The following is a 12,161-nucleotide window of genomic DNA, read 5'->3' on the forward strand; positions in this document are numbered from 1 at the left end:
ATGACGCCATAATATTCATAGATCCCTGTAGATTATCTTAATGTTCAAATATGTTTGTGTGTTAAATCAATTCAAATCTCAATTAGATAGATGGCCAAAGTTTTGCACCGATTCAAGGATAAGAATGATTATAATCTAAAGAAAATTGGAAAGGATGTGATGGTTTGGAAAGGAAAGGAGTCATTAGCAGATTTAAAAGGCTTTCGAAACCTACAGGAAAACCTTTGTGGAGTCATGCTTTTAGAGCGGTAGGTTTAGCAATTTTAAGCGTTATTATAGCTTATTTTATTGGTTTAAGGCAGGGCATAGAAATTATTTTTATGGTAGTGTTATTTGCATCTGTTATAATGGATCAATCAATTCCATTCCGAAAGGCCGTGACTTTTTCAGTTATTGGGTTTCTTTTAATGTCACTAGCATTTATTAGTGCTTCGGTAGCACATACATATGGATTACCATTTTTCATATTTCTGACTATAATATGGTCTTTTTTCCCATTTTCACTATACATATTTGGAAAAGCCGAGGGAATATTTGGTTATCTGCTTTTTGTTTCGTATTATACAGCAACAGTCCTTATAAGAACTAGTACAAATGTTTTTGATTTGATTCTTTATTGTTTATTTGCTTATCTTGTAGCTTCAATACTTCTTGTATGGAAATTTACTCAGAGAGATACTTATAAAAGGAAAATGGTTGCATCAGGGTTTAATCCCAATACTTCAATAAACAAAATGAGTTCAGCAAGACGGAATCTGGCTGGAGTTCTTATTAAGAAATCATATCATGACTTGTTCGATTATGGATTATATTTGACAGGGCTTCGAAATTATGGGAGAACAGTTCAGTCAAGACTTACAGGTAAAGTAGCGGTTTTATTTGAGAATTTTATTAATGAATCGAATTCTGTAAGTTTCACTATTGCAGATCATATAGCAAATAAAAAAGGAGAAGTTAGTCTTAAAAATATTAAATCAAATTTAAAAGATTTAAATTTATATATGGATGAAAAAGGTGTTGAATCTGTTAAATTTTTAACAGATACTTTTATAAAGCTTTTTGAAGATTCAAATCGGATACTTTCAGGACCTATAACTCAAAATGAAGAGGAAACTATAAAAATCACCCTTCTAAATAAGATGTCATTTAAACAGGTGATAAAATCTAGATTTAATCTGGATTCATTATACATACGTCATGCATTAAGATTTACAATTGCAATGGTAATAACACTCAGTTTTGTGTTTATTGACCATTCAAGAGATCCCGCTTGGATTGCTATGGGTGTCCTAATAGTGCTCAAACCTGATGTTACAAGCACGTGGAATAATATGATTACTAGGGTTTCTTTCAATCTCTTCGCAGTCATATTAGCCATAATTTTAGCATTCATTTTTCCACATTATATGCTCTTGATATTTGCATTAGTAGCACTTTTTTTCTTCAGAGCATTTTTACCCACATATATTGGCCTTTCGATCATGGCAGTAAGTGTTTTTACAGTTTTTGTTTGGCCGACAGGTGAAGTGATTAATAATGCTACTGCTAGGATAATAGATATTTGTATTGGTGCAATTGTATCTATTATGCTTGTTTATGGTGTAATGCCAAAGAGATTGAGGATAAACTTACCTAATCAGGTTTCTAATGTTTTAAAAGTAAATCAAGATTATTCCGTGCTTGTATTATCTGGAAATTATGATGTTAAAGCCGCAACTTCAAAGCTTGAAACAACATTATTAGAATACAATAACCTTGAATCATCATTAAAAAAGATTCAAGATTCATTTAAAGATGTTTCCAAGGATCTTAAAATTTATGAAGAAATATCTAGTGCATGTTACAATCTTACTGAGGATATTTCAGCAATTGTAGGTTATGAACATGAGATTTCTAAACTGGATTTCTCTCCTCTTACAGATTTAAGTTCTAAAATTCTTGACATATTAGTAATTGCAATTGAGAAAGATGAGATACCTGAAGAACTACCAGATATGCATATTTATAGTAAGATACTTTCTGAAACTCTTCAAGAACATGAAGAAATTAAACAATATTTTGCATGGATAGTTTCAGATATTTATCTCATACATTATTGTATCAAAAAAGCAGTAGAAACGGGAGCATTAAATAAATACAAAAATATAAATTAAATAAATTTAATTTTATCAAATAATTGGTCGATTATGCCCCTTGTGAAGTGTAAATGTAATTATAGTTAAGTACCCAAAAAGTTTTACACTATCTCTTTGAATAAACCTGAAGCAAGTTAATCCGACTAAAGAATATGTTAATTGAAATTATTAGTTTAACAAGTTTAATAAATTAACTCTTTAACTATATAGAGCCAGAATGAAACTGATTATAGTTGGTAATTCTAAGATGTTTCTCCAAAATTCTTTATTGGGGAAATTAATCCATAAGCTTGGAAATGAAAGTAAAGTGTTCTCATGAAATGTTGGATTTTTAGATGATCTTCTACATGAAGATTTTGGAAATAGTTGAATAAAAATCCATTATAAAGACATGTAAATACAAATAATATTTATTTTTGAATTTACCATACTAAATCATTAAGATCATACTAAATCATTAAGATTAGGAATGAATTAAATGAAATTCAAAATTCTATTAATTCTGGTATGCATTGGCGTAGTTTCTGTTGCAGGTTGTATAAATGATTTAAATTCATCAGATAACAGCTCCGGGTCCCGAATAAATCAAACCTATGAAAATCAGTCCGATAGCACTGGATCTTCAAATAGTTCTTTAAAACCAGGACATTATGAGGCAAGTGGATACTGCCCTCACGTTGTTGATGGGGACACAATCGATGTTGAGAGCGTGGGCAGAATAAGGTTAGTGGGAGTTAACACGCCTGAGGTAGGTCAATCCGGATACCAGGAAGCTAAAGATTTTGTAACAAGTATGTGTCTTGGAAAAACAGTTTATCTTGATATAGACGATGCAAAACACTACGATAAGTATGGCAGGGTTCTTGCAGTGGTGTATGCTGGTAACATGAACATAAACCAGGAGCTTTTAAAGCGGGGATATGCAGAGATCATGTACATACCACCTTCTGAATTTCCCAAGGGACTAGGTAATTTGTAGTAGTCACCAAATCAAAGGAAATTAAGTTCAATGGGAATTAGTCCAATAAGAATTAAAGTTCAATGGGAATTAGTCCAATAAGAATTAAAGTTCAATGGGAATTAGTCCAATAAGAATTAAAGTTCGATATGAAGTTAAATTTGATAAAGCAATTTAATAAAATATCTAATGAGTATTCATGACTATTTTGAACTCAACAGAGAATAATATTCCCCATCAGACCTTTGAACCCTCTTAATGAGTCCCTTATTCTCAAGGCTGATAATGAGCTTGTAAGTTTTTTGGGTACTGAGCTTTAAATCACCGTATAACATGTTTCCCTCTAAAAAGTACCTTGAAACAAGCTTTGATTCTCCTGCAAGCTTCTTAATTATCTCAAAAGCCTTCTCTTCCATATCATCTAATTCTTCTTTTCTAACGTCTGCTTTTGATTCTACAACGTTTATATCATCGGATTTTTCCAGTTTTATGTGATCGTTGACGTTTGATATTATCTTTTTGTCTTCTAAAATCTTTAAAATATCTTTAAGTTCCATTTCAGAGAGATCTAAATCTAATTTCAGGATATTGTAGGGTGCACCTTCCTTATATTCACCCTGAAAGTATTTTATCTGGTTTAAGACAATGTTTTCCTTTTTGGTTATGTGGATCATATATTAGTAGTTGGATTTTGGATTATATAAAAATTTCAAGTATTGCTCTAAGTAATTTTTAATATAATGATTAAGAAATATTCTTAAAGAATTGATTTATCACAATAAAATTCGCGAAATTCTAAATAAAAGAATATACTACAGGTTAAAACAGGCGGAAGGGTTATATGCTGGATTCTCTTTATGAAAAAACTCTTGAAAATAAAGATAACATAAAAGAAAGTATAGAAATTTTTTTAGGAAATATAAATGTTGATCCATCCATATCTTGGAGAAATTATCCTATAACTGAAACTGATATTGATGTAACCATTTCTGCAGGTGATGGAAGCATCAACAAAAAGAAATTTCTGGATTTTATATTCTATGTCATCGATGCAGAATGCCTTGTATACAACAAGGGGATTAAAACGATTGAAAGTTCTGAAGTAAACATAATACCTCATCACAGGTACGTTGAGGATCGTTTAAGGAGTTATATGGGTATTTTTGAGATTAAAAATGCTTTAAGGGCATTTGAACAGCATGATGTTGATTTGTTGCTATTCGATGGCTCTATTTTAGGAAACCTTATAAGGCCATTTCCCCTTCAAAAGGAACTCCAAAACCAGGTAAAGGAAAAAATAAAAGTTAAATATTTGCCAATGCTTGAAAAGGAATTGAAACATTCAAAATCAGGAATATGTTCATCTAAATTTTTCAAACTGATGGAAAATGATTTTAAAAATAAGATTGAGTCAATGATATATCTTGAAAATCTTGAAAGCCTCCTAATTATCAGCAAACTTTTGATGCGTAAGGAAAAGGTAGTGGCAATATCTAAAACCTCGACAAATAACGATTACTTTGATTGTGAAATTCCAGACATGGCAATATTTGATAAATTCAAAAAAGAAGGGTACTCCGAGCCAAAATATTTGAATGTGTCTAAACGGGTAAAAAGAGATTTTCCAGTTTGCAATGGATTTTTCAGAAGTTTAACATTCACAATATTTTACGCTCGCTTGGAGGACCATAAAAACATCCTGAAATTTGAACTGCCATACAAAGCCACCGAAGACGAAATAAAAAATATTTTAAGTGTTATAAAGGGTAACAGCGTAGAAGGTTATCCTTACTTGTTGAAAAAAGCCCATAATGATGTTGTAATTCGAAAAACAGATATTGAACGTCTTTCGAAGATAATTGGATTTTTAGAAAAGAGTGGGAGGGAGATGCTATGAAAGAAGTCATTGGAAGGTGTATAGGAGAGACTACACTTGGTTATGTAAGCTTCGTCTCCAAGGAAATGCCCAAAGTTGGGGAATATGTTTCATTAAATTATGATAATAAAAATGTCCTGGGAATGATAGAAGCCCTTGTTAGGGGCAGTGTTTCAATCAATGATGATATTTACGACCCCAAAACCATTGAGAGGATAAGAGAAATTGAAGGAGACGACCATTACGTAAAAGGAAAGGTCAGAATTCTTGGGGACATAGACAACGATCTCAGAATTCCACGGACACCAGCACCTCCTGGAACTGAAATAAAAACAGCTGATTGCGAGGTTCTAAAAGAGATATTTCATGTTGATAAATACGGTTTGAAACTTGGAAACCTCATAACACAGGAAGAAGTTGAAATAGAAGTTGACATAAACAAAATGGTGACGCGACACTTGGCTGTTTTAGCAATGACCGGTGCAGGAAAATCAAACACGGTTTCGGTCATTGTAGATGGGCTTTTAAAAGTTAATGGAAGTGTATTAATATGCGACATGCATTCTGAGTATGTTAACACGGAGTTTGGTGAAGATAAGGTTAACATAATAAAGCCAGAGATCAACCCCCTCTACCTTTCTTTTTCTGAAATCAAAAAGCTGTCCAACATACCACCAAACGCCTACGTCCAGGAGAGATACTTTAGAAAAGCCTATAAATTGGCCAAAAAAACTTTAATGAAAGGTTCAAGGGGAAAAGATTTCATAGCTTTAATATTAAGCCAGCTTGAATCGTGGATTTTAGAAGTGGACGCTGATTCATCTGAAGATAAATCAAATTCATCTGTTAATGCTTCCGACAGAAAATCCATAACCGATGTTTTAAACAAGATAGAACACATGCATGAGATGTACGGGAACATCCTGAACATGGAAGCAAGGGACATTATAGACAACCTTGAAATTGGTAAAGCCAACATACTGGATCTGGGTGCAGTTGACGAGTTTGCATCAGATGTTGTTGTAAGCCACGTTCTTCGAAACGTTTTAAGTAGTAGAAAAGAATTTTTAAGAACTAAAGATGGTCTTTCATTTCCAATATTTTCAATAATTGAGGAAGCCCATATTTTAGCCCCTCAAAACAGAAAAACGGAGTCTAAAAACTGGATAAGCAGGATAGCAAGGGAGGGCCGTAAATTTGGAGTTGGACTTTGCTTGGTCAGCCAGAGCCCAAAATCACTGGATTCCGATGCTCTTTCACAGGCAAACAACATGATAATCCTCAGACTGGTGGAGCCCACAGACCAGAGCCATGTACAGAGGGCCAGTGAAAGCCTCAGTGACGACCTAATATCACAGCTGCCATCGCTCAACATAGGAGAAGCAATTGTATTGGGGCTGATGACAAGGATACCCACCTTGGTCAAGATAGATGAATTCAAGGGCAAGATATCTGGAGGAGACCTCAACATCGTTGAGGAATGGTCCAGATCCCTAAAACATAAGAAAGAAATTCTTGAAGAGCAGAAAAAGGAGTATGAGGATCTTGGGGGAGATTATTGATGCAGTTTGTACACCTATCTGACACACACCTCGGTTACAGACAGTACGGGCTTTTGGAACGTGAAAACGATTTTTTAGAAGTTTTTGACCAGGCAATTGATGAGGTGGTGAGGGAAAGGCCGGATTTTGTTATACACTCTGGTGACCTATTTGAGTACTCAAGACCTCCAACAAAGGCTTTACTAACGGCACAAAAGGATATTTTAAGGTTAAAAGAAGAAAAGATCCCAATTTATGCAATAGCAGGTAATCACGACATCATAATGAGGAAAAACGCTCTGCCACCACAGATCTTGTACAGGGACTTTGGTTTGAAACTTATAAGTCCAAAAAAACCATTCTATCTGGAAAACGATGTTTTCATAGGTGGAGCACCATATGCTTCCAAATACAACTCAAAACATCTCATAGAAAGGCTTAAAAGTATTGAAAAATCGTCCATTGAATACAAAAAAAGGATACTGGTTCTTCATCAGGGTATAGACCGTTACATACCCTATGAGTATGAGCTTAAGATTGGTGATGTTCCCAAAAGTTTCAACTACTGTGCATTCGGCCATATCCATGAAAGGGTGGTGGATGATTTTGGTGATGGAAAACTGGCGTATCCAGGTTCCACTGAAATATGGCGCTCAAACGAGATGGAAGGTTATAAGAAGAATGGTAAAGGATTTTACCTTGTTGACATCGGTGGTGAGATACCTGAAATTGAAAAAATCAACCTTAAACTTCCAAGAGAATTCATAAAAGAAACCATCCAATACCACAAGCTTAAAGATGAAATATCAAAACTAAACAACTGTATCAAAGACCTTCCAAAAAAGCCTTTACTCCAGCTCACTGTAACTGGGGGGAATCTGAGTAGATCGGAGTTGTATGAAACTATTAACAGTGCATTTTCCGGTACCTGTCTATCTGTAAGGTCAAACTACCAGCCTGATCTACTTGAAGGTGACCAGAACCTTCTGGAAATGGGGAAGGACGCCCTTGATATTAAAAATATACTTGAAATGCGTCTTAAAGATTTTAATAACGAAAAAGTTTCGGAACTTGCAACAGAACTCCTAAAAGAGATGTCTGAAGGGGACTTTAAACGGGCTGAAGCTATTACAAAGGATTTTTACGAGGGATTGTATGATAATTGAAAGCCTGACAATGAAAAACTTCAAATCACACAGGGACACTCATATAGATTTTAGCACGGGCATATCAGTCATAATGGGAGAAAATGGGGCCGGAAAATCCAGTATACTTGAAGCTGTGAGTTTCGCACTTTTTAAACAGCATTCTGGTAAGAAAATTGAACAGCTTATTAAAATAGGTCAAAAAAAGAAGATGGTTGTGGATCTCCAGTTCCAAACAAACGGCAGAACTTACCTGGTTTCAAGGGAACGAGATAAATCATCCTCAAAATCTGTACTCAAGATAAAAGAGGGAAACAACTTTCAAACAATTTTATCCGGCGAAAAACAGGTTACAAACGAAATTCAAAACATGCTGGACATGGATGGTGACCTGTTTTTAAATGCTGTTTATGTGAGGCAGGGGGAAATAGCAGACCTTATAGACAAAGCCCCATCAGAAAAAAAACAGATGATAGGAAAACTGTTAGGGATAGAATCGCTTGAAAAGACATGGAAAAACATGCTGCCCCTTATTAATAACTACGAAATTAAAAAGGAGAATATAACTGGTAGACTGGAGTCTATGGACGGTTTGAAGGAGAATCTTAAGTCGAAGATAATTGAAAAGGATGACATTTCATCTAAAATTCAGATTTTGAACGTTCAGATTGATAAAATGGGACCTGAATTTGAATTAATGAAAGAAAAGAAAGAACTTCTGGATGAGAAGAGATCTGAATTTAAAAGGATTAAATCTGCAATAGAATCCAAAAAACAACTTTTGAATCGGGCAGAAAATGATAAAAATGTTCTTAATAATGAAATAAGAACTATTAAGGATAAAGAAGCTGCAATACTCAGTATAAAACCAAAAATCGTAAGTCTGGATATTCTCCATCAATTGAAAGATGTATCAAGAAGCTTAAAAAACCTTCAAGAAGATGAAAAAAGGATTCAAAAAGGTTTAAAAGATATTCAAAAATTTAAAAGTATTCTGGATGAAAACCATAAGTTCTACAGGGATTATCTGGATATTGGAGATACTATAAAACTTTTAGAAGATGAAAGACTAAAATTTGAGGGCAGCAGGACATTGATGGAACAGTGCACATCTCAAAAGTCTCAGGTCCAGGATAAGATTCAGGGATCCACAGAAAAAATAGTTAAGGGCCTTAAAGCTGCAAATAAAGTTTTAAGAACAGATTTCAGTCGTGTTGAGGAACTTGAAAATCACATAAAATCAATCAAACCTTCAACAGAAGCTAAAGTGGAGGAGATCCGTAGCAAGATAAACGGTGTTCAGCAGGAGATATCAAACCTTAAAACTCACAACAAAAACCTTGAAAAGCCCGTAAAAGAGCTTGAAAATGTTAAAGATAAGTGTCCTGTTTGTAAATCAACCATAAGTCCTGATAAAAGAGATGAGCTGATTGAAGGATATGATTGCGAGATAAAAAGTAATAAAGATAGGATATTTCAGTTAGATCATGAGTTAAAAGGGCTTAAATCACAGAAGCATGTGTTAACGTCAAAGTTTGCGGAGATACAGAATATAAACGTTGACATCTTAAAAGAGCGCATTAAGACATTGGAACAGAGCCAAAAGGAACTGGAAAGTATAAGTTCAGATTTAGAAGGTCTCGAACCTAAAGTTTCAAAGCTCAATGAGATAGATTCTCTCCTCAAGGAGAAAAAAACAAATCAAAATGAAATTAAAGGTAAATATGAAAGTTACATAAGTGTCAAAGGTTCCCTGGAATCCCTTGGGGACTATAATTCAAAAAATGAAGATTTGAAGAAGATACAAACCGAAATCATGTCTTTGAATGTGAATGTTCACCAGCTGACTGAAAAATCAGGAACCAATTTAAAAAATCTTGAATCTAAGATTTTGGAGCTTGAAAATCTGAAAAGTGAATACAATCATCTTTCAGGAGAGATCAGCCAGAAAAATTCGCTCATAGAAAAGTTAGATCTTTTAGACAAGGATATAACTGGTATTAAGGAAGAAACTGTGAAGTTAGACAATGAACTGGAATCCATTGGATACAACGAGGATATTCATTCCAGTCTGCAAATGAATCTGTACAATAAAAGTCAAGAATTAACAGATTTAATCGGACAAAAAAAGGAGCTCATTGGGAAAGAAAGTGGGATTTTGGATAGGATTAAGGAGCTTGAATCTGAAGTAGAAGTTTACGGTAAATACAAGGGGGAACTCAGAAACCTCAAGGATTTCATAAAACTTTTAAACCATATCCGAGACCTTTATGGTAAAGATGGGGTGCAAAGAGATTTAAGAAACATTTCAAGGCCACTTATAGAGCAGAACACAAGAGAATTCTTTGAAAAGTTCAACTTCGAATACTCGGACATAAAACTGGATGAAGATTACGATGTAACTGTTTACGGCCCTGCAGGAAAAAACAGTCTTGATATGATAAGCGGAGGTGAAAGGATAGCTGTTGCACTGGCTTTAAGGCTGGGAATAACTCAGGCTTTATCCGGGGGAAACCTAGAACTGGTAATGTTAGATGAGCCCACCATACACCTTGATTCCTACAGACGCCAGGAATTAATAGATCTTCTAAAAAGAATGTCTATAATACCGCAGATGATAATTGTAACCCATGATTCGGACCTTGAAGAAGCTGCAGACACTATTTTAAGGGTTAAAAAAGAGAAAGGAGAATCTTTCATTTTGGAATCTTAAACTTATTTCTACTTTTTATTCTTTTATTTTTATTTAAATGTAGTCCTTTTAGTTCTTTTTTAATTATTCAATCCATTAACCTCTTATTTTAATCTTTAAGTCTTATTTTTCCTTAAACTTCTATGTTCCGTTTGTATTTGTTTATTATTTTTAAGAAAAAAAATAAAGAACTTTATTTTTGTAGAAAATTTCTGTACAATGAACTGTTATGAATGAATGTCTTACGAATAAAATAAATTCCATTCAACCATTATTGTGGGTTTTACCCCTTGCAAGGGATGCGAATATACCCACAAGGCACATAACTGTACAGATGATGAAGACCACGTGTATGCTGTGGAGCAAACCAGGGTACTGGGCTGGTGTGATCTGAACCTGTCCAATGAAGAGTGAAAAAGCCATAAGTGCAACTCCCATGCTCAACATCTGACCTACAAGTCTCATGGTGCTTACCATTGCCGATGCAACACCATAAAACTTCTTTTGAACAGAACCCATGATAGCACTGGTGTTGGGAGATGAAAAGAATGCAAATCCAATTCCCAGTATGGAAAGTCCAATCATTATGAAGGTTATGCTTGTGTTTGCATCGATAAATGCAAAAAATGCAAGACCAATGGTACAGAGGCCCATTCCTGCAGATGCAATTATCTGTGCTTCAAACTTGTCTGAAAGTCTGCCTGCAAATGGGGATAGCACAGCCATTAACACAGGCTGAACTATCAATATTAAACCAGCATAATCTGCCGGGAACCCTTTGATGTACTGCAGGTACAGGCTCAAAAGGAACACAACTGCAAAGGTTGCACTGTAATTTATAAGGGCTGCAAGGTTTGAAAATGCAAAGGTGGTATTTTTGAAGAGTTTAATATTTAAAACAGGACTTTCCACACGTAATTCACATATCACAAATCCTACAAGGCCTAAGATTCCTAAAACCAGCATGATAACTCCTAAAGTGCTTGACAGGATTGAAAATCCGTACATCAACATCACAAGGGCTATGCTGTATAGTATGGACCCTTTGAAGTCGAATTTTTCTCCTTTACAAACTGCCCATTCATCTTTAAGTTTCCAGACGCTGATAACGATTATCAAAACTCCAAGTGGTATCATGGAGTAGAAAAGACTTCTCCATCCAAAGTACTGGGTCATAATTCCACCAAGAACAGGTCCAAGTGAGAGGCCTATGTAAACGCTTGCCAGGTTTATTCCTATGGCTTTTCCCCTTTCTTGAGGAGGGAATGCAGATGTTATGATTGCAAGACCTGTAACAAAGATCATTGCACCACCAATACCCTGTAAAATACGGAATAGCAGAAGTGCAACCACGGATGGTGCCAGGGCAGATAGAAGTGACGCAACTGTGAATATTATAACACCGTAGTTGAAAATTTTCTTCATACCGTGTATATCAGCTATTCTGCCGAATGGAACTGCAAACATGGCTGCAGCCAGTAAAAAGGATGTTGGGATCCAGCTCAGGATAATGGCATTTGCAGCAAATTCCGCACCTATTGCAGGGACTGCTATATTGATTGCAGAACTCATGAATGGTGTTAAAAAATTAGCAAGGGTTGCAATGATTAAAGCTGCAATCCTGGTTGAGTTATTATTGACACTGGACTCTCCATTTACCATGAACTTTTCTCCTCCGATTTATTTCAATAACAATAATTTGTTTATATACTTTAAATAAGTTAATAATCCTAAAACTCTATTTCAATAGGAGTAATATTTTGAATAGTAATATTAAGAAAAATTAGCAATGATCACGTAGATTGAGAATTATT

The 12,161-nt window shown here is 34.7% G+C and carries 8 protein-coding genes; 6 read left to right on the plus strand and 2 right to left on the minus strand.

Features of this window, described 5'->3' with window-relative positions; translation table 11 throughout:
• The first annotated feature begins 164 nt into the window (after positions 1–164).
• Both MSWAN_RS02780 and MSWAN_RS02785 read left to right on the plus strand, forming a co-directional pair.
• Entirely contained in the window at positions 165–2,153 is a 1,989-nt protein-coding gene (locus MSWAN_RS02780; protein WP_013825096.1) for an FUSC family protein, read from the plus strand.
• Positions 2,154–2,613: 460 nt separating this feature from the next.
• Complete coding sequence (locus MSWAN_RS02785; protein WP_013825097.1) at positions 2,614–3,114, plus strand: thermonuclease family protein; 501 nt, start codon at positions 2,614–2,616, stop codon at positions 3,112–3,114.
• Between the two features lie 182 nt (positions 3,115–3,296).
• Here the strand turns inward: MSWAN_RS02785 and MSWAN_RS02790 are convergent, their stop codons facing one another.
• Positions 3,297–3,767 (minus strand): hypothetical protein, encoded by a 471-nt coding sequence (locus MSWAN_RS02790; RefSeq protein ID WP_013825098.1) that lies wholly within the window; start codon positions 3,765–3,767, stop codon positions 3,297–3,299.
• Between the two features lie 167 nt (positions 3,768–3,934).
• On the opposite strand from MSWAN_RS02790, the gene MSWAN_RS02795 reads away from it, so the two are divergent.
• The 4 genes from MSWAN_RS02795 to MSWAN_RS02810 are packed head-to-tail and all read left to right on the plus strand — an operon-like array spanning position 3,935 to position 10,368.
• Positions 3,935–4,990 carry a DNA double-strand break repair nuclease NurA gene (locus tag MSWAN_RS02795; protein WP_013825099.1) on the plus strand — a complete coding sequence of 352 codons (1,056 nt, stop codon included), beginning with the start codon at positions 3,935–3,937 and terminating at the stop codon, positions 4,988–4,990.
• Positions 4,987–6,531 (plus strand): helicase HerA-like domain-containing protein, encoded by a 1,545-nt coding sequence (locus MSWAN_RS02800; RefSeq protein WP_013825100.1) that lies wholly within the window; start codon positions 4,987–4,989, stop codon positions 6,529–6,531. The genes MSWAN_RS02795 and MSWAN_RS02800 overlap by 4 nt, the downstream gene beginning before the upstream one ends.
• Entirely contained in the window at positions 6,531–7,676 is a 1,146-nt protein-coding gene (locus tag MSWAN_RS02805) for a metallophosphoesterase family protein (RefSeq protein WP_013825101.1), read from the plus strand. The genes MSWAN_RS02800 and MSWAN_RS02805 overlap by 1 nt, the downstream gene beginning before the upstream one ends.
• Positions 7,666–10,368, plus strand: a complete 2,703-nt coding sequence (locus MSWAN_RS02810) for an AAA family ATPase (protein ID WP_013825102.1) — start codon at positions 7,666–7,668, stop codon at positions 10,366–10,368. The genes MSWAN_RS02805 and MSWAN_RS02810 overlap by 11 nt, the downstream gene beginning before the upstream one ends.
• Before the next feature lie 243 nt (positions 10,369–10,611).
• Here the strand turns inward: MSWAN_RS02810 and MSWAN_RS02815 are convergent, their stop codons facing one another.
• On the minus strand, positions 10,612–12,009 hold the full coding sequence (locus MSWAN_RS02815; protein WP_013825103.1) for an MFS transporter: 1,398 nt from the start codon (positions 12,007–12,009) through the stop codon (positions 10,612–10,614).
• Positions 12,010–12,161 lie beyond the last annotated feature (152 nt).

It is taken from the genome of Methanobacterium paludis (genome assembly GCF_000214725.1).
Lineage (GTDB): Archaea > Methanobacteriota > Methanobacteria > Methanobacteriales > Methanobacteriaceae > Methanobacterium_C > Methanobacterium_C paludis.